The 24,455-nt window shown below is 47.0% G+C and carries 22 protein-coding genes; 14 read left to right on the forward strand and 8 right to left on the reverse strand.

Translation table 11 applies throughout. The annotated features are described in order from the left end of the window. Positions 1–21 precede the first annotated feature (21 nt). Complete coding sequence (locus AC1DOV_RS16920) at positions 22–639, forward strand: class I SAM-dependent methyltransferase (protein WP_477550529.1); 618 nt, start codon at positions 22–24, stop codon at positions 637–639. Between the two features lie 9 nt (positions 640–648). Here the strand turns inward: AC1DOV_RS16920 and AC1DOV_RS16925 are convergent, their stop codons facing one another. Together AC1DOV_RS16925 and AC1DOV_RS16930 are read right to left on the reverse strand one after the other, a co-directional pair. Beyond that, positions 649–1,335, reverse strand: coding sequence for a class I SAM-dependent methyltransferase (locus AC1DOV_RS16925; RefSeq protein WP_477550530.1), 687 nt, complete (start codon positions 1,333–1,335; stop codon positions 649–651). A 108-nt stretch (positions 1,336–1,443) separates the two neighbouring features. Further along, positions 1,444–2,433 carry an N-acetylglucosamine kinase gene (locus AC1DOV_RS16930; RefSeq protein WP_477550531.1) on the reverse strand — a complete coding sequence of 330 codons (990 nt, stop codon included), beginning with the start codon at positions 2,431–2,433 and terminating at the stop codon, positions 1,444–1,446. A 229-nt stretch (positions 2,434–2,662) separates the two neighbouring features. Between AC1DOV_RS16930 and AC1DOV_RS16935 the strand changes: the two genes are divergently transcribed. The 5 genes from AC1DOV_RS16935 (at position 2,663) to AC1DOV_RS16955 (ending at position 7,762) form a co-directional block, all read left to right on the forward strand. Continuing rightward, positions 2,663–4,408 carry an ABC transporter ATP-binding protein gene (locus tag AC1DOV_RS16935; RefSeq protein ID WP_339205594.1) on the forward strand — a complete coding sequence of 582 codons (1,746 nt, stop codon included), beginning with the start codon at positions 2,663–2,665 and terminating at the stop codon, positions 4,406–4,408. Positions 4,409–4,432: 24 nt separating this feature from the next. Further along, a complete protein-coding gene (locus AC1DOV_RS16940) occupies positions 4,433–5,107 on the forward strand; it encodes a response regulator transcription factor (protein ID WP_339205592.1) in 675 nt (224 codons plus the stop codon). Beyond that, the gene (locus AC1DOV_RS16945) at positions 5,104–6,165 is read left to right on the forward strand and encodes a sensor histidine kinase (RefSeq protein WP_477550532.1); all 1,062 of its coding nucleotides are present in this window, start codon (positions 5,104–5,106) and stop codon (positions 6,163–6,165) included. The genes AC1DOV_RS16940 and AC1DOV_RS16945 overlap by 4 nt, the downstream gene beginning before the upstream one ends. A gap of 139 nt (positions 6,166–6,304) precedes the next feature. Further along, positions 6,305–6,556 (forward strand): GlsB/YeaQ/YmgE family stress response membrane protein, encoded by a 252-nt coding sequence (locus AC1DOV_RS16950; RefSeq protein WP_076266420.1) that lies wholly within the window; start codon positions 6,305–6,307, stop codon positions 6,554–6,556. Positions 6,557–6,832: 276 nt separating this feature from the next. Further along, positions 6,833–7,762, forward strand: a complete 930-nt coding sequence (locus AC1DOV_RS16955; protein WP_477550587.1) for an MBL fold metallo-hydrolase — start codon at positions 6,833–6,835, stop codon at positions 7,760–7,762. A gap of 91 nt (positions 7,763–7,853) precedes the next feature. On the opposite strand, the gene AC1DOV_RS16960 is transcribed toward AC1DOV_RS16955, so the two are convergent. The 3 genes from AC1DOV_RS16960 to AC1DOV_RS16970 all read right to left on the reverse strand — a co-directional run bounded on the left by AC1DOV_RS16960 (position 7,854) and on the right by AC1DOV_RS16970 (position 10,955). Next, positions 7,854–8,702 (reverse strand): carbohydrate ABC transporter permease, encoded by an 849-nt coding sequence (locus tag AC1DOV_RS16960; protein ID WP_076266419.1) that lies wholly within the window; start codon positions 8,700–8,702, stop codon positions 7,854–7,856. Between the two features lie 20 nt (positions 8,703–8,722). Then, a complete protein-coding gene (locus tag AC1DOV_RS16965) occupies positions 8,723–9,610 on the reverse strand; it encodes a carbohydrate ABC transporter permease (protein WP_076266418.1) in 888 nt (295 codons plus the stop codon). Between the two features lie 97 nt (positions 9,611–9,707). After that, the gene (locus AC1DOV_RS16970; protein ID WP_477550533.1) at positions 9,708–10,955 is read right to left on the reverse strand and encodes a sugar ABC transporter substrate-binding protein; all 1,248 of its coding nucleotides are present in this window, start codon (positions 10,953–10,955) and stop codon (positions 9,708–9,710) included. Between the two features lie 543 nt (positions 10,956–11,498). On the opposite strand from AC1DOV_RS16970, the gene bglX reads away from it, so the two are divergent. From bglX to AC1DOV_RS17010, 8 genes are all read left to right on the forward strand, one after another. After that, positions 11,499–13,655, forward strand: coding sequence for a beta-glucosidase BglX (gene bglX, locus AC1DOV_RS16975; protein WP_477550534.1), 2,157 nt, complete (start codon positions 11,499–11,501; stop codon positions 13,653–13,655). Positions 13,656–13,673: 18 nt separating this feature from the next. Beyond that, the gene (locus AC1DOV_RS16980; RefSeq protein WP_477550535.1) at positions 13,674–17,063 is read left to right on the forward strand and encodes a GH36-type glycosyl hydrolase domain-containing protein; all 3,390 of its coding nucleotides are present in this window, start codon (positions 13,674–13,676) and stop codon (positions 17,061–17,063) included. 78 nt (positions 17,064–17,141) lie between these two features. Next, complete coding sequence (locus AC1DOV_RS16985) at positions 17,142–18,125, forward strand: LacI family DNA-binding transcriptional regulator (RefSeq protein ID WP_477550536.1); 984 nt, start codon at positions 17,142–17,144, stop codon at positions 18,123–18,125. Positions 18,126–18,311: 186 nt separating this feature from the next. Further along, the gene (locus AC1DOV_RS16990) at positions 18,312–18,758 is read left to right on the forward strand and encodes a MarR family winged helix-turn-helix transcriptional regulator (RefSeq protein WP_441958467.1); all 447 of its coding nucleotides are present in this window, start codon (positions 18,312–18,314) and stop codon (positions 18,756–18,758) included. 195 nt (positions 18,759–18,953) lie between these two features. After that, positions 18,954–19,355 carry a DoxX family protein gene (locus AC1DOV_RS16995; RefSeq protein WP_477550537.1) on the forward strand — a complete coding sequence of 134 codons (402 nt, stop codon included), beginning with the start codon at positions 18,954–18,956 and terminating at the stop codon, positions 19,353–19,355. A gap of 61 nt (positions 19,356–19,416) precedes the next feature. Next, positions 19,417–20,364: a ring-cleaving dioxygenase gene (locus AC1DOV_RS17000; protein WP_477550538.1), complete on the forward strand. Its 948-nt coding sequence runs from the start codon at positions 19,417–19,419 to the stop codon at positions 20,362–20,364. Next, on the forward strand, positions 20,364–20,975 hold the full coding sequence (locus AC1DOV_RS17005) for an alpha/beta hydrolase (protein WP_477550588.1): 612 nt from the start codon (positions 20,364–20,366) through the stop codon (positions 20,973–20,975). The genes AC1DOV_RS17000 and AC1DOV_RS17005 overlap by 1 nt, the downstream gene beginning before the upstream one ends. Before the next feature lie 39 nt (positions 20,976–21,014). Further along, entirely contained in the window at positions 21,015–21,629 is a 615-nt protein-coding gene (locus AC1DOV_RS17010) for a flavin reductase family protein (protein WP_477550539.1), read from the forward strand. A gap of 155 nt (positions 21,630–21,784) precedes the next feature. Here AC1DOV_RS17010 and AC1DOV_RS17015 read toward each other — a convergent pair whose 3' ends face one another. From AC1DOV_RS17015 to AC1DOV_RS17025, 3 genes are all read right to left on the reverse strand, one after another. Further along, positions 21,785–22,546, reverse strand: a complete 762-nt coding sequence (locus AC1DOV_RS17015) for an alpha/beta fold hydrolase (RefSeq protein ID WP_477550540.1) — start codon at positions 22,544–22,546, stop codon at positions 21,785–21,787. A 246-nt stretch (positions 22,547–22,792) separates the two neighbouring features. After that, positions 22,793–23,803, reverse strand: a complete 1,011-nt coding sequence (locus tag AC1DOV_RS17020; protein ID WP_477550541.1) for a DUF4179 domain-containing protein — start codon at positions 23,801–23,803, stop codon at positions 22,793–22,795. Positions 23,804–23,814: 11 nt separating this feature from the next. Next, positions 23,815–24,354, reverse strand: a complete 540-nt coding sequence (locus AC1DOV_RS17025) for a sigma-70 family RNA polymerase sigma factor (protein WP_076266406.1) — start codon at positions 24,352–24,354, stop codon at positions 23,815–23,817. Positions 24,355–24,455: the final 101 nt, after the last annotated feature.

Below are 24,455 nucleotides of genomic sequence, written 5' to 3' on the forward strand. Positions count from 1 at the left end.
ACATCATAGAAGGAGGAGCAAATGATGGAGATGGAATTGAAGGAGCAATTTGGCGGCATCGATATTTATTTATTTGATCAGCTGCTGAAGGGATCACTGACAAAGGATATGCGCATTCTTGATGCAGGCTGTGGCTCAGGGAGAAACCTGACGTATTTGCTCCGCAGCGGCTATGATGTATTTGCAATCGATCGATCAGAAACGGCTATTCAAGAATTGCAGCGGTTAGCGGACTTGATAGCTCCTAAATGGACGAAAGAGCAGGCACGCGTGGAGGCGGTAGAGCAGATGAGCTTCGCCGATGCCAGCTTTGATTTTATTATTAGCAGCGCGGTTTTGCATTTTGCCGACAATGAGGAGCATTTTGATCAAATGGTTGATGAGCTCTGGCGCGTGCTTAAGCCAGGCGGGAAGCTGTTCGCTAGGTTGGCCTCCTCCATTGGCATGGAGTCCCGTATGCAGCCGCTTGGTGAAGGACAATATCTGCTTCCTGACGGAAGCAGACGTTTTCTGGTTACGGAGGAAAAACTGCTTGGAATGACGGCAAAGCTGAGCGGGCATTTATTCGAGCCGCTCAAAACCGTTATCGTAGCAGACAAACGCTGCATGACTACTTGGTGTGTAGAAAAATCAGGCTAATATGCATGATTACAAATGAAGCCACCAAATACCAGCGCATTCGGGCAGGTGGACGAGCTTGTCCCGCGCTACCCTATCTGCTAATTCATCACTAAAGAAGAAACGTGTTAATTGCTCCGCTTGTTCCACGCTGTCAAAGGCATAATCCGTTCGTACCCATTTGTGCGAGAATCCATAATCCTGCTCAAGTGCAGCGTAATATTTTTTCAAAAAGTCAGGCGGGTTTGGTGTTTCGAAGCCAGTGCCCATCGTCTCAAAAATAATAATGGTTCCGTTATCGCGGAGCACACGTTTCATTTCGCTCATAACCTGCTGTAGGTTCTGCTCCCAGTTTGGTAGATTATCGCTGCCTAAGTAACAAATACTCCAGCCGGAAACGATTAAATCCGCGCTTTGGCTCGCAAGAGGCAGCTCGCGATGATCAGCAGCCTGCGTTCTCCAATTCGTATAGCCAGCAGAACGTAATCGTTCTGCCGCTACGTGCAGCATAGGTTCATACGCATCAAGTGCAACAATCGTTTTGGCCTGATCGGCTAGTACGGCAGTCAGTCTGCCGGAGCCGGCACCAAGATCTACAATATCCAATCCTCTAATTGGTCTTATCTCTTCGATCCAATGCTGCACGCTCGGCTGCTTCGCGATTAATTCATGATAACGCGCCGCTTCCTCCTTATAAATAACATCATGGTCTGGCATCGCAATTCCTCCTCAGTAGGGTTCAAAATGATTCATCCCTAGCTTAAAGGTATACGTAACGGAAAGGTCAATAGCCATGTTTTAAACGGTTGACGTCGGATCAAACTTCTATTCGGCAGTCTCAAATGTATATTCACTTAGGTTATGGATAACGTCATCATCTATGGCAATATCCAGCTGTTTCAACGCGAGTAAAACAGAGCCGACTACCGGCGGGAATTTAGGCTGAACAACAGTGTAGCGCTTGTTGTTTCCTTGCCGAAGCTTCTCGCCCAGCTCGCGAATAAAATAAGGGCTGTTTGCAACGCTGCCTGTGAAAGTAACAGCAACCTCTTCACTATAGAAGGAGGCAGCAATCATCTCGATGCCTACCTGGATTTGATCGATGGCACGGCTGCACACGCGGATAGCGAGAGAGCTTCCACGCTCGGCAGCTTCAGTAACCACAGGAGCGAACTTCCCAAACTGCTTGTCTCGCGTACGGCGATCATCCACAAAGCCTTTTTTGGCTATATCAGCAAGCTGCTGGGCCGTTGAAACATCCCAATGAACAAGCATGGCTTCGCGAAGCTCACGGTCCGTATCATTACAATTGCCAGCCAGCATCTCATATACAGCATCATAGGCAACAAATCTCGCTGCGCTAGCTGCATAATGGTGAAAATCATAGTTGCGAATCAGTTGACCATCGTCCGTCATGCCTACGATAATCGAGCCTGTTCCAGCGATAACGACGATGCCTTGTTCGCCCATTAATGCGCCTCTATGAGCCGAGACCGCATCATTCACATGCCGCATCGGGCAGGTAAGTCCCGGAAGCTTTGTTAATGTCTTAATCCATTCGAGGTCAGATGGCGAATCGAAGCCTGCAATACCGGCAACCAGCGCCAGCGCATGCTCAGGAGTACGGCCAGCTTTCTGCAGTGCTTGGGCTATAGCTCCTTGCACATTTTCTGCTGCCATCTCGTCTTTGTAAATAGAGGCGGAGCCTCGTTCCAAATATGAAAGCACATGTCCTCTATGACTGCACACCATGACGCGGGTATGAGTTCCGCCGCCGTCTATTCCAATTACAACCTGCTCTTCTTGAAAATGCATAGGCAGCTCTCCTATTCGTAGTGGCTTGTGCGGCGTCGAACGAACGCTTGGTCAAACTATCGCATTATTTTACCTCAATTTACCATATAGAGGAAGTGGCGGATTACAAAAAGTGAGAATGGCTTGCTTAAATACGCAGCGATAGCCTCGTTGTTTATATTGCGTTTAAACAGGCAAGGTAAAGTAGGAACTGTAGTGGAGAGAATAGAGAGATACAGGAGTGATACTGATGAAAAATAAAAATAGCAACGTCAAGCGATTCATAGGGCTGATTATGGAGACGAATCCCCCGAAGATGATGCTGTCTATTGCGGTTATTTTGAGCGTCATTACGACGCTAGTTAGCTTGACCATACCTATATTCACGAAAAATATGGTTAATGGCTTCTCGCTGGGGTCATTGAGCACAGGACAGATTGTCTGGATGGCGGCTGCTTTTATCGCGCAGGTTGTGTCTGGAGGCGTGTCTGTTTACCTGCTGCATTACAGCGGCAATAAGATCGTCTCGTCTATCCGAGAGCGGTTATGGAGCAAGCTGCTGCGCTTGCCAGTCCCGTATTATGACAACAAATCCTCCGGTGATACGATTAGTCGGCTGACTAATGATACGGCGCTGCTGAAGGGTCTTATTACGGAGCATGTAACTGGTTTTTTCACAGGCATTTTGTCCATTATCGGTGCATTGTCGATTCTTTTCTATATGAACTGGCAGATGACACTTATCATGTTAACCGTCTTCCCTTTGGCCGCACTCATTATGGTGCCAATTGGGCGGAAAATGTACAGCATATCCAAATCCACGCAGGCGGAGAATGCAAGGTTTACATCCGTCGTAAATCGTGTGGTGTCGGAGATTCGCCTGGTCAAAGCATCCGGCTCGGAGCCTGCTGAATACGAGCAAGGACGCGTCGGCATTCAGAATTTGTTTGGTTTTGGTTTAAAGGAAGCTCGCATGCAGGCGCTCATTTCACCAATCGTCACTTTTATCATCTTATTGCTGCTGGTATGCTTAATCGGCTTTGGCGGTGTTCAAGTATCATCAGGTAAGATGACTGCGGGTGAGTTAGTCGCCTTTATTATGTACCTGTTCCAAATCATGCTGCCGATTACGCAGATCTCACAATTTTTTACGCAATTTCAGAAGGCAATGGGCGCGACGGACAGCATTATTGGTATATTAGAATCCGATGAAGAAGATCAAGATAATGGCAAGGAAGTAACCCAGATGGACCAAACCTTGCAGGTGGAAAATGTATCTTTTGCCTATAAGCCCGATGAGCCAATCCTACGTGATGTGAGCCTGACGATTGAAGCGGGCAAAGTAACGGCACTGGTTGGCCCGAGCGGGAGCGGTAAAACGACGCTGTTCTCGCTGCTGGAGAGGTTCTACGACCCGACATCCGGGGCGATTAGGCTTGGCGGAACAGACATCAGAGACGCGTCTCTGCGTTCATGGCGCAGCCAGATTGGCTACGTTTCGCAGGAGAGCCCAATTATCGCAGGCACGATCAAAGACAATTTATGCTACGGTCTGACGCATGAGGTGACGCAGCAGGAAATCGAGCAGGCTGCACGAATGGCTTATGCAGACGGCTTTATTGAAGCATTGCCTGAGAGCTATGAAACCGAAGTTGGCGAGCGCGGCATTAAGCTATCGGGTGGGCAGCGGCAGCGGATTGCCATTGCAAGGGCGCTGCTGCGTGATCCGCAAATCCTTATGCTCGACGAAGCGACGTCTAATCTCGACAGCAAGTCAGAAGAAGTGGTGCAGGACGCGCTGAAAAATCTAATGATCGGACGGACCACTGTCGTTATCGCCCATCGCTTGTCGACGGTTGTTGATGCGGATTCGATCGTTTTCCTAGAGAAAGGCGTCATTACCGGGGTAGGAACGCATGATCAATTGTATGCTAGCCATACCATGTATCGAGAATTCGCTAATGGACAGCTTCGAGTCAATAAAACGGCTTCTTAAGTAAGCAGAGAAGAGGGTGGAGAAATGGGCTATGTGCTGATTGTAGACGATGATCCGCATATTCGTGAGCTGGTTCGGGTTATTTTGGAGAAAGAGGCTTTAAGCGTGCAGGAGGCTCCGGATGGGCAATCGGCGCTTGCTCAAATGGAAGCCTCTCCGGCAGATATGGTCATATTGGATATTATGATGCCGAATATGGACGGCTGGGAGCTGTGCCGTGAGCTGCGGGAGCAGTACGATATTCCGCTGCTCATGCTGACGGCCAAGGGAGAAATGGGCGATAAGGTGCGAGGGTTCCACCTCGGAACGGACGATTATTTAGTAAAGCCGTTTGATCCCGCGGAGCTGACTGTCAGAGTTAAAGCGCTATTGAAGCGTTACCGAATCGCGGTGTCGCAGCAGGTTTCCGTAGCGGAGATCATGCTCGATCGGCAGACTTATGAAGTGAAGATTCATTCGGATTATACGACGCTTCCTCCGAAGGAATTTGAGCTGCTGTTCAAGCTCGTTAGCCATCTAGGCCGTACATTGACACGCAACCAACTGATCGAAGCGATTTGGGGTTATGATTTTGACGGCAACGAACGAACGCTGGATGTACACATCAACCGGCTGCGTGAGCGTTTTGTCGCTTGGGAGGTATCGATTAAGATCAGTACGATCCGTGGACTCGGTTATCGGCTGGAGGTACTCCAATGAATCGTAAAATGTCAAAATGGGAAGTTTCACTGCGTGTTGTAGGAGCTACGTCGATGGTATTCCTACTGAGCGGAAGTGCCTTCTCGCTGGCGTATTGGTTGACGAAGTGGTTTTACACGAGGCATGAGGTCCGCTTTCCTGAATATATAGTGCAGCTGGTGAACTGGGGACTGGGCATTTTATTTATCATTGTGCTTTTCGCTATCGTTAATTTGGTGATACGACCGAAGCAGAGGGAAGTTTGGGTTGAAATGATCGATGCGCTAAAACGAATGGCAAAGGGAGATTTCAACGTGGCCTTGGATCGCGACAAGAAATTTCATGGCCAATTCGGGGACGTTATTCAGTCCATCAACGATATGGCGCATGACCTGAAGCAGGTAGAGCTGCTTCGTCAGGAGTTTATTTCTAACGTATCGCATGAAATTCAATCACCTCTGACCTCGATACGCGGATTTGCGAGCACGCTGCAACGCGAGGACCTTAGCCCTGAGGAGCAGCGTCATTACTTGTCGATTATTGAGCAGGAAACGACGCGGTTGTCCAAAATAAGCGACAATCTGCTTAAGCTGACAACGCTCGAATCCGAGCAGCAGCAGCTGGACACGAAGCGATACAGGCTCGATGCGCAGCTTGAGAACATTGTGCTCGCTAGTGAGCCTCAGTGGCTGGACAAAGCACTTGAGCTTGAACTGGAGCTGGAGGAAGTAGAAATTGCGGCCAGCGAAGAGATGCTTACTCAGGTTTGGGTAAACCTCTTTCATAATGCGATTAAATTTACACCTGCCAAAGGGAGCATTAAGATTGTACTGGAGCGCCTAGGCGATGAGGTCAAAGTAAAGATTACAGACACGGGTATTGGCATTTCTTCGGAGGATCAGCTCCGTATCTTTGAACGTTTCTATAAGGGTGACAAGCAGCGGACGAGAACGGCTGATGGCAGCGGATTAGGCTTGTCGATCGTCCATAAAATCGTTGAGCTCCACCACGGCAATATTCGTGTAGACAGCAGGTTGAATGAGGGTTCTTCTTTTGAGGTGACGCTGCCGATTACTTAGCGGCCAGCTATTCTTATAAAGTGCCTTGAAACGACAACGAGTTCTGTTCTTCCATATATTACACTCGACTGTTTTGTTTCAAAATAGCCATATGAGGTTAATCATAGCTATATCGAATGACAGAGAGGGGCAAAAAAATATGGGTTTATTATGGACATTAATCGTTGGCGGAGTAATTGGTTGGTTAGGTGGTTTGCTTGTTGGGCGCGACGTACCGGGAGGAATTATCGGCAACATCGTAGCTGGCTTCATCGGAGCTTGGTTAGGTACGCTAATTCTTGGCTCGTGGGGACCGACGATGGGCGGATTCGCTCTCATCCCGGCTATCATTGGAGCTGTTGTAGTCGTACTGCTGCTAAGTGCAATCTTGCGAGGAACACGACGCGCGTAGTCTAATCTTTACCTAAACTTGATAAAACCGTTGTTGAAGTAGTAACGTATACTTCAATAGCGGTTTTTCTGCGTGTAGATATTGATACGGCAAGGGGAGAGGTTAAAAGGCATGCTCATATTCGTTAGTATCATTGCGGTAGTCATAGTTGTTGTGTATTTGGTCCTCCAGTATTACCCTGCTTTTGGGGCAGCACAATCAAAGGAGCGGCGGCAGCAGTTAAGCCGTTCGAACCAATATGGCCGTAAAAAATTTATAAATGCGATTCCTACAGCCATGGATACGACAACAAGCGAGAAGCTGAAGCTGCTCGTTCAATTTATGAAAGGCAATAAGATGGCTAGGCCAAGCAAAGCGCTAGTCGTTGAGTCGATGAGTGAAGGATATGGTGCCGGGCAGCATCAGCCTAAGCTGACATGGTTTGGCCATTCTGCAGCTTTGCTTGCAATCGACGGGAAAACCCTGCTGCTTGATCCGATGTTCGGCAAAGCGCCGTCCCCGTTTCCGTTTATAGGCGGTAAAAGATTCAGTGATAAGCTGCCGTTTGAGATAGAGCAGCTTCCGATGATTGATGCGGTACTCATTTCACATGATCATTACGATCATTTGGACTATGGCTCGATCGTAAAGCTTAAGGATAAGGTGAGACGCTTTATTGTTCCGCTTGGCGTTGCGCCTCATTTGGTAAGATGGGGGGTAGATCCCTCCCTTATAGAGGAGCATGATTGGTGGGATGAGTTTTCATATGAGGGGATTCAACTCGCTTGTACGCCTGCAAGACATTTCTCAGGTAGAAGTCTGACGGATCGCGATGCAACGCTTTGGTGCTCTTGGGTAATACTTGGCCGGGAGGCACGCATCTTCTTCAGTGGAGATAGCGGCTATGGTCCTCACTTTAAAGAAATTGGCGACAAATACGGACCCTTTGATCTCACATTAATGGAATGTGGACAGTATGATGAGCGCTGGGCAGCTATCCATATGATGCCGGAAGAAACGGTACAGGCTCACTTGGACGTACGCGGAAAGATTATGATTCCGATACACTGGGGTGCATTCACACTTGCGATGCATGATTGGACCGACCCTGTGGAGCGAGCGGTAAAGGCAGCTAAGGAGATGAAAACACGTATTTCGACTCCGAAAATCGGAGAGACTGTACTGCTTCAAGCGGCTGAGTACCCATCCTCAGCGTGGTGGCGGTAGCTTATATATTTATAGCTGAAAAGCTTATAAAACATAGCAGGGGCTGTCTTCAAAGGTCTATACATACCTTTAGAGACAGCCCCTGCTGTTATTATTTGATGCCTGAGATCGCGTAGTTCTCGATAATATGCTTCTGGAAGAAGATAAAGATGATGATGATAGGCACAACCATAAAGGTTGATCCAGCCATTTGGAGCGCATAGTTGCCGCCGTATTGCCCTTTGAGCAATGACAGGCCAACGGAGAGAGTGTAAAGCTTCTCATCGTTCGCGATAATAAGCGGCCAAAGGAAGCTGTTCCATCCGCCAATAAAGGCTAATATGCCCTGTACCGCAAGTATCGGCTTCGAAATAGGAAGCACGATTTGCATGAACGTCCGGAATTCACTTGCACCGTCAAGACGGGTTGCTTCCAGCAGCTCATCTGGAATGGTAGCCATGAACTGACGGAACAGGAATATACCGAAGGCGCCGACAAGTCCGGGCAGAACGATACCGATCATCGTATTCGTCAGATGCATTTCATTTAGGATTAGATAGACCGGAATCATCGTCACCTGACCAGGAATCATCATCGTAGCAAGTACGATATAGAACAAGTTATTACTGCCTTTGAATTTGTACTTCGCGAAGCCGAAACCAGCCATCGCATTCAGGAATAAGCCAATAAAGGAGAAGAAAACGATAATTAGCGTATTTTTCAAATAAACGCCAAAGTTCATATTCTCAAACAAGTTCTTGAAATTTTCCGTCGTGAAGCGTTCAGGCAGTAAGGTAGGCGGGATATTCTGTATCTCGCTCTCTGGTTTAAAGGAAGAAAGGATCATCCATACGAAAGGAAGGATGACCAATACCCCGCCGACCGCGAGGCATATGCCTAGTATCCACTTGAGCGCTTTTTCGCCTTTTGAGGCGCTTGACGCTTTTGCTTGCGAACTCATCCATTACACCTCCGTTTGGATTATAGATCCGTTTCTTTATTTTGAAATCTGAATTGTACGAGCGTAATAATAATGATTGCGATGAACAGGACAAATGATCCTGCTGCCGCGTATCCGAAGTTGCTAAGCTGGAAGCCGTTCCGATAAATAAACAGGGCCACAGATGTTGTGCTGTCGAGTGGACCACCGTCGGTCATAATGAATGGCTCTTCGAAAAATTGCAGCCAACCGATCATGGTAGTGATCGATACGAAGAAGATCGCGAAGCGCAGCATTGGAATCGTGATGTAAGTCAGCTGTTTCCATGTGCTGGCACCGTCGAGCTGAGCCGCCTCGTAATAAGACTTCGGAATACCTTGAAGCGCGGCAATGAAGATGATCATATTGAGGCCGATCCCTCTCCATACCGCCATCAGAATAAGCGATATTTTAGCCATGACTGGATCTTGAAGCCATGGAACCGTAGGCAGATTAATTGAATCAAGAATATAGTTGAGCAGACCGAAAGCCGGATTGTAAAGGAAACCCCATACAACAGCAACGGCAACAACGTTTGTAACTGATGGCATATAATAGACGACGCGGAAAGCTTTAAATGCACGGTTTGCGCCGAAATTAATCATGATCGCAATAGCAAGTGAACATAAGATAACAAGTGGAACACCGATGATCACGTAGAACAACGTATTAAGTATGGCTTTTACGAAAATTGGATCAGCCAGCACGTCTACATAGTTTTTGAATCCGACGAATGAAATATTGGACCAGTCAGCAAGGCCTGCCAAGTCCATGTCCGTAAAGCTTATTATTAAGGCTACAAGGATCGGCAATAACGAAAATAAGGTAAGCAAAATAAGCGTTGGAGCGATAAAGAAATACGGTGCCTTACTCTGAGAGATGCCTTTCATAAACGACCCTTCCTTTGCTATGAGCGCCTGGCTTTATCCATTTCTAATGGAACCGGCAGCGGCTCTGTTCCAGAACCGCTGCCGGCGATGGCGATCATTATTTATTCAAAATTTGTTCAGCTTTGGCGTTGAAGCTGTCAAGTTCCTTCTTAATATCAGACTTACCGCGGTAAATTCTCTCGAATGTCGATAGCACGTTTTGAGCAATTTCTTCCCATGGCTTGATAAGCGGCATAGGCTCCGAGCTGTTCAACTGCTCACCGATAACTTTTACATTAGGATCTTTAGTCAAAGCTTCGTTCTCCCATGCTTTTTTCGTGGAAGGAAGCGAGTTTGTAAGCTCCAGCCATTTCAGCTGTGTCTCAGGCTTGCTCATGTAAGCAAGGAATTTCAAGGCTTCTTCTTTGTGCGTTGTATGTTGGAAAACAGACAAGTTAGAGCCGCCTAGAGAAGAAAGGTTGTTCTTTTTCTTAGGAAGTACAGCTGTTGCCCATTTGCCTGCAAGCTCAGGTGCTTGGTCATTGATTAGTTTAATCATCCAAGGTCCGCTGATGAACATTGGCGAGATGCCTTCACCCTTAAATGCAGGGATAATATCCATACCTAGATCAATCGGTGCAGAGCCGTCTTTGAAGAAGCTGTCCAAATATTCAACGGCTTCAACGAATTCTGGTTGGTTGAATTGTGGTTTGTTGTTCTCGATAAGCTTCGAGCCGTTTTGACGAGCGAACATGAATAGTAGCGATTGTTCTTTAACATCAAGGCTGATGCCGTATTTGTTTTTACCGCGAGCTTTAAGCTTTGTTGCAGCATCTTTAAGCTCATCCCATGTTTGTGGAGCTTTATCGTAGCCTACTTCTTTCAGTAGATCTGTACGGTAGTAAAGCACGCGAGTGTCGATGTACCAAGGCACGCCTACAGTTGCATCTTCGTATTTAGTTGTTGATACCGATCCTGGGTAGAAGTTTGCTTCAGCAAGTTCTGGATATTCAGTTACGTAAGGAGTGATATCCATAAGCGCTTTAGCGGATGCGAACTCAGGAATCCAAGTTGTTCCCATTTGAAGCACGTCTGGACCTTTTTTGGAAGCGACAGCCGTCAATAGCTTGTCATGCGCCGTATCCCAAGGAAGTGCTTGTACATTGACCTTAATGTTAGGGTTCTCAACCATGAATTGCTCTGCAATCTTCGGCAAGGATTTGGCTTCTTCACCCATCCCCCATACGTTGATGGTTACTTTATCGTTTGCTGCTCCTTCATTGCTGTTGTTGCTTCCGCAAGCAGTGAGGGCGCCGATAAGTAGCATAGAGCTAGCTAGTGCAGTTGCTACTGATTTCTTAAACATTAATTATTCCTCCTGTGTGAATGATTGTTATCAGTACTATGCTGTGAATCCGTGCAAGTTATGCACGCAGGCGGCTGTTGTTTGCCGTATATATAAGCCTAAGCTGGGTGTGGATGAGCAGGTAAATGTTACATTCCCTGCCGCAGCAAAAACGTTCGCCACAAGTAAATAGAAATACTATTTAAAGTGGTGAAACGTTTCTATAAACAAAATATATTACCGTTTACAACTTTAGAACCAGACCTGCTTATTGATTCGAAACGTTTCGACATCATTATAAATCAAAGTTTTAACGGGTTCAAGCGTTTTTTTATTTCAGGAAAATAGTCTCATATTAGTAATATAAACGTTTCTATTAAAGATGAAACAGCAATTGACGACTCTTTTTGAATTGTTTATAATCCAAATTAGGAATCAATAGAAACGTTTCGATTGTTAAAAATATTGGCCATAAGACATAAGCGTGGTAAAGACAGAAGGACCTGTAAACATTAACGATAAGAACGATAAATTTGATTGGCTATTACGAGGAGGAACACGGATATGGAAAAGCAACCTGCGGCTCTTCTAAAGCTCATGACGCTTGAGGAGAAGATCGGGCAGCTGCTGCAGCTGGCGACGCCATTCTTTGAAGGCGCGGATGGACAAATTACCGGACCGATGGCTGAAATGGGCGTAACGGAAGAAACGGTTCGCAATACAGGCTCCGTGCTTGGCTTAACAGGAGCGAGGGAAGTCATTAACATACAGAAGCAGCATTTGGCGAACAACCGCTTAGGCATTCCGCTTCTAGTGATGGCGGATATCGTCCATGGCTACAAAACGATCTTTCCTGTACCGCTGGCAATCGGCTGCTCATGGGACATGGAGCTGGCGGAACAAAGTGCCAAGATCGCTGCTAAGGAAGCTGCTGCGGCAGGTGTACACGTTACGTTCGCTCCGATGGTCGATCTCGTAAGGGACCCAAGATGGGGCCGAGTCATGGAATCGACAGGCGAGGATCCATATTTGAACAGTGAATTCGCCAGAGCCTTCGTAAGAGGCTTCCAAGGAAAAGACCTTGCAAATGATATTAACCGCGTGGCAGCATGCGTGAAACACTTTGCCGCATATGGAGCTGCAGAAGGTGGACGCGACTATAACACGGTTGATCTGTCTGAGCGTCAGCTTCGCGAATTTTATTTGCCTGCATATAAAGCAGCGCTGGATGAAGGCTGCGAAATGGTCATGACGGCATTCAATACAGTGGATGGCATTCCAGCTTCAGGAAACAAGTGGCTGATGCGTGATCTTCTTCGCGGCGAATGGGCGTTTGACGGTGTGCTAATCTCCGATTGGGGCGCAGTAAAAGAGCTGATCCCGCACGGTGTTGCAGCGGATGAATCGGAAGCGGCAATGAAGGCGATCAAAGCCGGCGTCGATATTGAAATGATGACGACCTGTTACACGGATCATTTGCAGCGGCTTGTTGAAGAGAATGAAATCGATGTTGCTTTGATCGACGAAGCTGTACTTCGCATTCTGGAGCTGAAGCAGAAGCTGGGCTTGTTCGATCAACCGTATCGTGGAGCGAATGAAGAGCGTGAGCAGGAAATTGTAGGCTCAGCAGCACATCGCGAGGCTGCGCGTGAACTGGCTCTTAAATCCTGTGTCCTCGTGAAAAATGAGGGAGTTCTTCCGCTTGGACGCGAGCAGAAAATTGCTTTGATTGGTCCTTTCGCGGCTAGCGGCGATATTCTTGGACCTTGGTCTTGGCTTGGCTCCAAGGAAGAGGCGGTTCAACTGGCAGCAGGCATCGCAAGCAAAGTAGATGCATCATTGTTGTCTGTGACAGAAGGCTGCGGTATTGAAGACGCAACGGATGAGCAGTGGCAAGCGGCATATGCTGCAGCTAAAGAAGCAGATATCGTGGTGCTTGCTTTAGGTGAGCATTCGGATATGAGCGGAGAAGCGGCTAGCCGGTCGAATATTAGATTGCCGCAGGTACAGCTTGAGCTAATCGCTCAGCTGAAACAGCTAGGCAAGCCGATGGTGACTGTCCTATTTAACGGACGACCGCTTGATCTGCACGGTGTAATTGATCAATCGGATGCCGTATTAGAGGCGTGGTTCCCAGGTACGGAGGGCGGTGCTGCCATTGCGGAATTATTGTTCGGCGAGTCGGAACCGACTGGAAGACTGTCGATGTCCTTCCCTCATTCCGTAGGCCAAGTACCGGTTTATTATAACCGGTTCAATACGGGAAGGCCGCAGGGCGCACCTGATGCGCAGGTGAAATACGTATCTCAATACTTGGATGTTCCGAATGAGCCGCTGCTGCCGTTTGGTTATGGGCTTGGTTATACAACCTTTACCTACAGCGGAGCGAAGATGGCGATGGATACGATGAGTGCTTCTAAGCCATTACATGTAAACATCACAGTAACGAACACTGGGGCTCGCGCTGGTGAGGAAACCGTACAGCTGTATGTACGCGACATGGCGGGGGATGTTGTCCGTCCGTTACAAGAGCTAAAGGCATTCCGCAAGGTGATGCTGCAGCCAGGAGAGAGCAAAGAGGTCTCGTTTACGCTGGAGGAAAAACAGCTGCGTTATTATCATGCTGATCTAACCTTCACAAGCGACCTTGGTGACTTTGAACTGTACATTGGGCCAAACAGCCGCGATGTAGAAACGCTTAAATTCAAACTAAGCAAATAGAAAGGCAGTGAAAAGAAGATGGAAGCTATAGTGAATGCGTTGAAAGCGATGAATAAATTGCAAATAAAAGCAGGAGAGCTGACGTTTGATTTTTTAAGCAGCGGAGACCTTGCGCAAGCTGCCCATAAAGGAACGATGCTGAATCAAGTGGTGTCGAACAATGTAGATGGCTCGCTTAACAATCTTTACTTGCGCATGCATACCGAAGAAGGGATTTCTTATGAGCCTTTGCTTGGGATTCATTCGTCAAGCCGCATGTCAGCGGTGGATGGTCGTCTGCTATGGGAAGGGACTGCATTTGATGGCATCGCCTATCGCGTAGTCTTCACATTAACGAACCATGGCATCTGGTTCTGGGATGTAACCGCACAATCGCAAGGAAAAGAAGCGAAGATCGACATCATTTATGGACAAGACATTGGACTCGCGGATATTGGCGCAGTGCGGTCGAACGAAGCATACATGTCGCAGTACGTTGACCATAAAGCTTTTAAAGATGAGAAGCTGGGTTATGTTCTTTGCTTCCGCCAGAATCAGCCGATGCAAGGATCATTTCCTTACATGCAGCACGGTTCACTAACAGGAGCAGCCAGTTACTCAACGGACGGATTCCAATTCTTTGGCCTTAGCTACAAAGAAACGGACGTGCCGGAAGCACTTGGCAAGGCTGAACTAGCGAATGAGGTTTACCAATATGAATTCACTTATGCGGCGCTTCAAGCTGAGCCTGTCTTGTTGAAGGATAAAGCTCGCTTTGTATTTTACGGCATGTTCAAGGCAGATCATCCATCAGCTGTGAGTGAAATAGAATTCAGCGCAGAAGTTCAGAAGGCTTGGGAAGAAGTTGAGCGTTCGAATGAGACCGACTTCGCTGCGGCGGCAACACCTGTAGCTAAGTCTGAGTATGCAAATGCGATTGGAACGCCAGTACGCACGGCATCAATGACGATGGAGGAAGTTAACGCTTATTTCCCTAACCGTCATCAGGAGGAATGGCAAGACGGCAAGCTGTTGTCTTTCTTTACAGAGAGCCATGAGCATGTTGTGCTTAAGGAGAAGGAGCTGCTAGTTGAGCGTCCGCACGGTCATATTCTTATGTCTGGCGGCAATGACCGCATGACAGAGGATGTTATGACGACAACTTCCTATATGTACGGTATTTTCAACTCACAATTGCTAGTAGGCAATACGAGCTTCCACAAGCTGTTTACGAATGCCCGCAATGCGCTCAATAATTTGAAGACATCTGGACAACGTATTTATGTCGAGTTGGAAGGTTCATACCGCCTTCTTACTATGCCTTCGATGTTTGAGATCGGCTTTAACTATGCTCGTTGGTTCTACAAAACAGCAGATGACACAATCATCATTACAAATTATACAACGGTTGATTCGCCCGAGGTACGCCTTCACCTTCGTTCGGTAAATGGACAGGCTTATCGCTATTTAGTTACGAATCAAGTATCCATGAATAACAATGAATACGAGCTGCCGTTCCATATGGAGCTGGAGGACGGCGTATTTACTTTCAAGGCTGACCAAGCATCCATAAGCGCTCCGATCTTCCCTAATCTGCAATATCGGATGTTCGTGAGCGGGGCAGACATGACTGCAGGAGATGAAAGCTTGCTTGTTAGCGGTACGGCATCAGGCTCAGCATCGCTTGTGGTGATGCAGCTTGGCCAAAGTTCGGAATGGACAATTACGATGCAAGGTCTCTTGCGTGGCGAGGCATTGCCGCAGTCAGAGCGGAAGGCAGAGCTTGAAATCGAGCGCTACCGTGAGTTTTTCCGTCATGTGATGAATGGCTTCCGCTTATCCGCTGAGGGTACTGAAGCAGCTTCAGCTGAGCTGGATAAAGTGAATGCATTGGCATGGTGGTACACGCACAATATGCTCGTTCACTTCTCTGTGCCTCATGGTTTGGAGCAATACGGCGGTGCAGCATGGGGAACGCGCGACGTTTGCCAAGGACCGACTGAGTACTTCATGGCTATGAACAAATACGAGCAGGTTGCTGAAATCTTGAAGACCGTTTATTCCCATCAATACGAGGATGACGGCAATTGGCCGCAATGGTTCATGTTCGACAAGTATTTCCACATTCAGCAAGAAGAAAGCCATGGCGATATTATTGTTTGGCCGCTGAAGGTGCTTGGCGACTACTTGGCAGCAACAAAGGACTATAGCATTTTGCAGGAGCGTGTTCCTTATACGGTCCGTCATAAAGGCGAATTCACGACAGAATCTGCGACGCTGCTTGACCACGCGATGAAGGAAATTGCTTATATGAAGAGCCATTTCCTGCACGACACGCATTTGTCATCCTATGGCGACGGAGATTGGGACGATACGCTGCAGCCGGCTAATGCACAGCTTAAGCAATATATGGTCAGCAGCTGGACAGTGGCGCTTACGTATCAGGTAATCGCACAGTTTGGCCGCGTGCTGGAGGAAGTTGATGCGATACAGGCAGCCGAGCTTAAGGAGCTGGCATCAGCTATTCAAGCGGACTTTAATCAGTATATGCTGCAACAGGATGTCATTCCTGGCTTTGTATACATGGAGGAGCCGGGCGATGCGAAGCTGATGCTTCACCCGACAGACACAACTACAGGCATTCAATACCGCTTGCTTCCAATGACACGCAGTATGATTAGCGAATTGCTTACGGAAGAGCAAGCAGCTGAGCATTACCGTGTTATTAAAGAGCAGCTGTATTGCCCGGATGGCGTACGGCTGATGAACCGTCCTGCACAATATGCAGGCGGCGTAAGCACTAACTTTAAACGGGCAGAGCAGGCATCTAATTTCGGCCGGGAAGTCGGCTTGCAATATGTTCATGCTCATATTCGTTATGTAGAAGCTATGGCGAAGCTGGGCAAGACGGATGAAGTATGGCAAGGTCTACTCATGATTAATCCGGTTGGATTGCGTGATGTTGTTCCTAATGCAGAGCTGCGTCAAAGCAACTCTTACTTCAGCAGCTCCGACGGTAAGTTCAACAATCGTTATGAGGCGCAGGAGCGTTTCGGTGAGCTTCGTGAAGGAACTGTGCCTGTTAAGGGCGGCTGGAGAATTTATTCAAGCGGTCCCGGAATTTATATGAACCAATTGATTTCGAATGCCCTCGGTATCCGTCAGTCGGAAGGTAATCTGGTTATCGATCCGATTCTGCCAGCTAAGCTGGATGGCATGCAATTCGATTTCATGTGGAACGGCTTGCCGATTACTTTTGTTTATCGCCTTAGCGATGCAGGACAGGTAACGAAGGTCATCATTAACGGTAAGGAAGCGGAAGGGAAGCCTTCAGCTAACCGTTATCGTGTAGGTGGAGTACAAATTTCCGAAGAACAATTGAAAGCTAATCTTCATTCGGAATCGAACCGAATCGAAATATTTATGTAAGAAGCAGACTGGCGGTCTCCAAGAACCGCCAGTCTTTGTGATATAGTGAAGGAACAATGAAAGATAGGAGCGAATGCTGTGGTTAGTATTAAGGATATCGCTAAACAAGCGGGGGTCTCGATCTCGACGGTATCTTACGCGCTTAACGGCAGCCCCAAGGTGACGGATGAGACGACAGCAAGAATATTGGCTGTTGCCAAGGAATTAAACTACATCCCGAACGCTGCTGCAAGGTCGCTCAAGACGAGAGAAACAAAAATTATCGGTGTCTTTCTTACCGACTTCAGCGGCGCATTCTACGGCGATCTCTTGCAAGGAACAAAGGAGATTTTATCGGAAAAGGGCTATGATCTGATCGTGTGCAGCGGTAAGCAATCTCATCGGATGCTGCCTGAGCGAATGATCGATGGAGCGATTATACTGGACGAGACTTTTGGCAGCACTGAGCTGCTGAGCTACGCGGAGCGCGGACATAAGCTTGTCGTGCTGGATCGTGAACTGCAGCATTCGAACATCAATCAAGTGCTGCTCGATAACAAAGCAGGGGCGAGACTGGCAGCCGAATATTTAATCGAGCAAGGCCATCGGACACTTTATGCAGTGACTGGCCCTAGCGGCTCTTATGATTCAAGGCAGAGGTTGCAAGCTGTTACGCAAGCAGTGGAACGATCCGCTGGCGTTAAGCTGACTGTAATTGAAGGGGATTTCAATAAATCGGCTGGGGAGCAGGCTGCAGCGACAATTATAGCTGAGAACAGCAGCACGGCTGCGGCAGTGTTTTGCTTCAACGATGAGATGGCTATTGGTATATTCAATTATTTGGCGGCGCATCATCCTGATATTCGGATCGGTGAACATATTCATATCGTTGGGTTTGATAATATGGAGCTGGCTTCTTACACTCAGCCGCGCTTGTCTACGATTGACTATTCCAAGCGCAAATGGGGGGCACTTGCTGCCGAACAGCTGATCAAGCTGATCAGCGGCGACGAAGTGGAGCATGAACGGATTTATGTTTCTCTTATTAAAGGGAATTCGGTCAGGTCGGCCAAAGAAAGCTAAACGGAAGCCATCGACGGCGGAACGGTTTGAGGTGAAATCTCAAGCCGTTCTATTTTTAAGAAGCATGCCTGTTATCGTTGACTCAAAAAGATTTGATATAAGCGTTGACAACTGTTTCAAAATGTATTATCTTTAAATCAAGATAAATTAATTAAAGATAAAACGGCGCAGAGGGGAGTGATCATCATGGCAAATGAAAAACAAAATGATTCATTAGATCTCTTCATTGCGCTGTCTAGAGCGAGCCAATGGGTGAATGCCCATGCGGATCGTGATATTCGTAAAAACGGCTTGAACCGCACGGAGTTTGGAGTGCTTGAATTGCTCTATCACCGGGGACCGCAGCCATTGCAGCAAATCGGTGAGAAAGTGCTTATGAGCAGCGGCAACATTACTTATGTCGTTGATAAGCTGGAGAAGAAGCAAATGGTACGCCGGAGAGCTTCGACTACGGATAGGCGCCTCATTTATGCAGAACTAACCGATGAAGGCAAACAGTTCGTAGAGGATGTATTTCCTGCTCACGAAGACGCTATCAAGCAAGCGGTAAATGGGCTGACAACAGAAGAGAAGCAATTGGCGAGCAAGCTGCTTAAGAAGCTAGGAAAGTTTGCTCAAGAGCACTACAAGTAGCGGGTTTAACTAGCTGTAAAGGTGTAGTCACGCGCGTGGGCGTTTGTTGCATATCAATGATGGCTGTTATAAGGTAGCAGCGATCATTTATGCATGCCACATATCTTAAAATAGAGATTCTTTAAATAGTGGTAAAAGAAGAACTTTGATGCAAGCAGTAGTTTAAACATTAAAAACAAATTGGAGGAGTTTACATTGAGTATTGCTTTGGGATTATTGGTTGTTCGTGTCGTTGTAGGTCTGTTGTTCGCGGGGCATGGTGCACAAAAGCTGTTTGGCTGGTTTGGCGGTTATGGTCCAAAGGGAACAGGCGGCTGGATGGAGTCGATTGGCATTAAGCCAGGGGTTGCTATGGCTGTTGCCGCTGGATTGATGGAACTAATCGGCGGCCTATTATTCGTCGCGGGTCTGCTTACACCTCTTGCTGCGGTACTGATCGTGCTTACTATGCTTGGTGCTATTGTGAAGGTGCATGGTCCTAACGGAATATGGGCTACCGCAAATGGTTATGAATATAATCTTGTTCTCGTAGCCATTGCTATAGGCATCGCATTAACAGGCGCTGGTGAATATTCCATTGATGCGCTTATTGGCTAATCAGAAGTGGAGTTAGTTACATTACTTTTCATATTCCTATAAAATAAGGAGTGTCAATACCATGACAAATCAAACAGCTGGTATTCACCATATAACCGCTTTTGTTAGAAACGCTCAGACGACGGCAGATTTTTATTCAGGCGTATTAGGTCTAAGGTTGATTAAGAAGACGATTAACTTTGATGCGCCAGAGGTTTATCATTTATATTTTGGCAATGAGATCGGAAGTCCAGGCACTATTATTACGTTTTTTCCTTGGGAGAATTCACGCAAAGGCAAAATTGGCGGGGGTCAGGTGGGTATAACCACTTATGTAGTTCCCGCAGGTGCATTCGGTTTTTGGAAAGAGCGTCTGACTAAGCTTAATGTAGATTTTGCTCAAACATCAAGATTTGGAGAGCAGTATTTACAATTCGAAGATCCTGATGGTTTAAAGCTTGAGATCGTAGCTAGGGAGCAAGGAGCGGACAGTAAATGGTCGTTTGGCGGCGTTCCGGCGCAGCAAGCGATTAAGGGCTTTGGTGGTGCCGTATTATACACGACGGCTTCGGCTAAAACCGCAGAGCTCCTTGTTAACGTGATGGGACTGGAGAAAGTCGGGGAAGATGAAGGTTATGCTCGTTTTAAAGCAACAGGTGATCTGGGCAATCTAATTGACATCAATGTAGAGGATATGGAACACGGACATGGAGGAGCTGGCACCGTCCATCATATCGCTTGGAGGGCGAAAAACGACGCGGAGCACGCGCTATGGAGAAGCCACGTTGAGAGCCATGGCTTCCAGCCTACTCCGATCGTGGATCGCCAATATTTTAACGCGATTTATTTCCGTGAAGCCGGCGGCATTTTATTCGAGATTGCTACAGATCCACCGGGCTTTGCTCGTGATGAAGAGCCGGAGCATCTCGGTGAAAAGCTGATGCTGCCGGAATGGTATGAGGAGCATCGTACACAAATTGAGCACTTATTGCCACCATTTGAAGTAAGAGTATTGGAGGAGGACAAATGATGAAACATATATTCAAACAAGGAACAGATGCAACTGCACCAGTACTGCTGCTCTTGCATGGAACGGGTGGAACCGAGCGGGATTTGCTTCCGCTTGCTGAGCTGGTCTCGCCTGCTTCGTCCGTGCTGAGTGTCAGAGGAAATGTGCTCGAGAATGGTATGCCGCGTTATTTCAGACGTCTTGCTGAAGGCGTATTTGATCTAGAGGACCTTAAATTCCGCACGCAGGAGCTTAATGATTTTCTAGATCAAGCCGCAGTCGAAAATGGATTCGACCGCAATAATATCGTGGCAATCGGTTATTCCAATGGAGCTAATATCGCAGGCAGCCTATTGTTCCACTATCAAGGTACGCTTCGCGGAGCGATCTTGCATCATCCGATGGTGCCGATTCGGGATGTTAATCTGCCAGATCTAGCTGGCGTTCCTTGCTTCATTGGCGCTGGCTCGAATGATCCGCTTTGCACGCCGCAGGAGACAGAGGAGCTGGACCGCTTGCTGCAAGCGGCTGGAGCGCCAGTTACGGTACATTGGGAAACATTTGGACATCAGTTAACGAGTTCAGAGGTAGCTGCCGCAGCGGCTTGGTTTAACGAAACCTTTACAGGCTAATATAATACCAGTATTTCGCTTTTGAAGGGGGAGCCCATCATGTTATCGATTGATCCAACGAGTCAAAGTGTACAGGACAATTATAAGCTGTTGATTGGCAGCATTGTGCCAAGACCCATTGCTTTTGTCACTACACTCTCAAGCGAAGGTGTGCTGAATGCAGCTCCGTTCAGCTTCTTCAATATCGTTACCGCTAATCCGCCTATGGTTGCGGTATCTGTACAGCGCAAGCCGGGAGGTATCCAGAAGGATACCTCTCGAAATGCCATCGCCCAAGGCGAGTTTGTTGTACATATTTCTGATGAGAGCTATATCGAAGCGATTAATATAACGGCAGCAGCTTTGCCTTCGGAAGAGAGTGAGGTTGCGCTTGCAAGCTTAACGGCTATCGCTAGCGACCTTGTGCGTGTGCCGGGTGTAGCTGAAGCGAGAATCCGTATGGAATGTGTACTCGATCAATCGTTGTCGCTTGGCGGTACAGAGGATTCGCCAGCCTGCGATTTATTAATTGGCAGAGTTGTACGTTTCCATGTGGATGAGGCTTTGTACGAGAATGGGCGTATTAACGCCGAGGCATTAAAGCCGGTGAGCCGGCTTGCTGGAAACGATTATGCGAAGCTAGGCGAGCAATTCACAATTGTCCGGCCAACATAAACGTAATACGCGGTAGAAAAATGCAGCGACAGCTGCGGACAAGAAAAACGTCCGTGGCTGCTTTGCAAACCAATCGCCCCACTAATAAAAGCTGCCGAGTATAACAATCGGCAGCTTTTTTGCTTAATTGTAAGCCTTATTTTGTTTAGATAATCTCACATGTCGGAAACAGGGTAAGAGCTAATAAAATCTAGTATGGCGTCATTAACCAAAACCGGATTTCCTCTAAGCATATGAGGCCTGTGACTGCCGCCCTGAACGACGAGATATCGAGATCCTTTAATCAAGGAACTCAATTGCTTTATCTTCGTTTCACCTACAAAGGGATCATTTTCCCCAGTAATAAGCAAGGATGGACAACGAATGCTGCTTAGCTGCTCGCTAGTAAGCTGAGGATAGAGACGCCAATCGTTCGCAGACTGCCGCATATGCTCTTGCCAATTACCTCGATGAGCTTCTGCATGCCTTTCAATCATTTGATTGATGGTCGCTTGCTGCCCCTGTTCCAAAAGCCACTCTGGCTCAAATTGCTCGACACCCGTTGGATCTGCAAACCCGCTGGTTCCTATCGTAGTTAAAGTAGCAACTCTTTCGGGATAATGAACAGCGCCATACAGTCCAACATTAGCTCCTAAACTGTACCCGATCAAATGTGCTCTAGAAATGCCAAGCGCGTCCATAAAACCAATCGTGTCCTCTACAAGCTGAGGCGTATTCCATTCGAGACTGCTACACTTTGTTCGTCCATGACCTCTGAAATCCGGATAATAACAAGTATATTTGTTCTGAAAATCAAGCAATTGGCTGGCGAAGGCTAGAATTCCCCGAGAGTAGCCGCTGTGCAAAAAAATAACGGGCTCACCGTTCCCCATTTTTTCATAAAAAACGTCCAAATCCTTGAATGGAATGTAGGGCATGATCGTTCCGCCTCCTAAATTTCATCTCAAATCAACGGCAGCATTTTAAACGTTAAGCTTAAAGAGCTATCCTATGAATATCTCTTTTTTTGGGAGAATTGGCAAGGTGTATTGCAGGTATAAGACTAGTTTCTATATCTAATTATGCTGAATTGGTTGTTTAAAGAGAAATAGGGCTAGTTTCTAGTCCTATTTTTGAGAATTTCACGCTCGGGAGCCGAAATGGTGGGATGCGGTGCGGCTATGCTATGGATTGATCGGTATCGATTGCTCCGGCACCTCTCCTGGATTGTCAGCATGAGGGTTCTCTGAGCTCTCGAAAGGAACCAAATAGTATTTCTCAGCTTTCAAATCAATTGGAACGTAGCGGTTATAAGAACCCTCAGCAGATATTTCCGCTGTGTTTGGCAATAGCTCCACCCCGGATTCACTGACAATTTTAAATGCAATGTGATTGGATTGCTCGGTCCAGTCATAATATAAAATCGTTGAAATAGGTGATACGACCATGTTTTTTAGATGAATCGATTGTCCGTTTCCAAGTGAGATATCCTGATTAAATGCAATCGTCTCACTTGTTGCAGCCAATTGATTCGTTGGAACCTTAATGTCAAAGGACCAAGGATTCTCAATCAGCTTCACTTTCGAGTCGATGCTCCAGTCTAGATTATCGTATCTAATTTGGAAGGCAATCGTTTCACCGATCGGAAGCTCTGAAATTCGCAGCTCATTATAGACCGTATACATGGAATCGTGTACTTTAATGGATTGTCCAGCGGTTCCTGAAGTAAGATTCTGTCCATTCATGAGTACGGTTGGCATCGGATGCATTTTGTAATTGAATTTGACCCCCTCAGCAGGCTCAAAAGTGGAGCTAATAAGCAAACGTCCGTTATCAATCAACGCTTCATCTAAGGTCCATTTTCCGTACTTATTTTCAGCAGTGGCACCAATTTCGGTTTTGAACGGAGAGTAGTCTGCGTTCTCATCTGCATTAGTTGCCATCAATCGCTCCATCAACCCTCCGACGAAAGGAACATTGGCAAACGTCACAGTCCCCGTGCTGATTGAAATACCTGCTGCCAAAATAATAGCCGCCGCAACGCCTGCATATTTCTTTCTATTATTGGTTTTACGTTTTCTAATTTTACTCCGTACACGGCCGTCCCAGCTCTTTTTTTGGAAGCTCGTGAGCTCCTGTTCTTCATACTGGCTTACATCCAGGTTAAGATCATTTAGCTCTTTATAAATCGACATAGTCTCACTCCTTATCCTTGATTATTTTTGAGCAGATAGCTTTTCAATTTCTTGCGTCCCCTGGAAAGCTTGTTGTGCACCCAAGATTCCTTGGCATTATAGTGCTCCGCGATTTCATGGGAAGGTGTTCCCTCTAAGTAATATTTTTCGAAAATATCCCGCTCACGCGCTGATAGTTGGTCAAACAGCTCATCTACTTGGCTTGTGCCGGCTGCTTCGCTTGTTTTGAGCATGCGATCATCTATTTCGGAAACCGAAAATTGGTGATTGTGAAGCTTGATTTGTTTTCTTTGATAATCAATTGCTTTATATTTGGCAATCGCTGCAAGCCATTGTTTAAAGCCATTTTTCTCTGGATCGAAGTGCAAAATATGGTTCCATACTGAAAGCAGCACATCATCCAGACATTCCTCGTAATCCTGCTGCTGGCCATTTAAATGGCGTTTAATTATGGCAGCAAGCAGTCCTCCATATTGATGGATAATAAAAGAAATGGCTTTTTCGTTTTTGTTCTTTATGTGTTGTACAACATTGTCCTCTGTCAGTTTCAACCGTTCACCCCTCCTTGCAACAATTATTGGCGCCTACTAGGTAATACGAATAGAATTCCATTAATCTATCACATGAGAAAAAAAGTGCTAGCTTCCCGTTT

The organism is Paenibacillus sp. 01T47 (genome assembly GCF_056398245.1).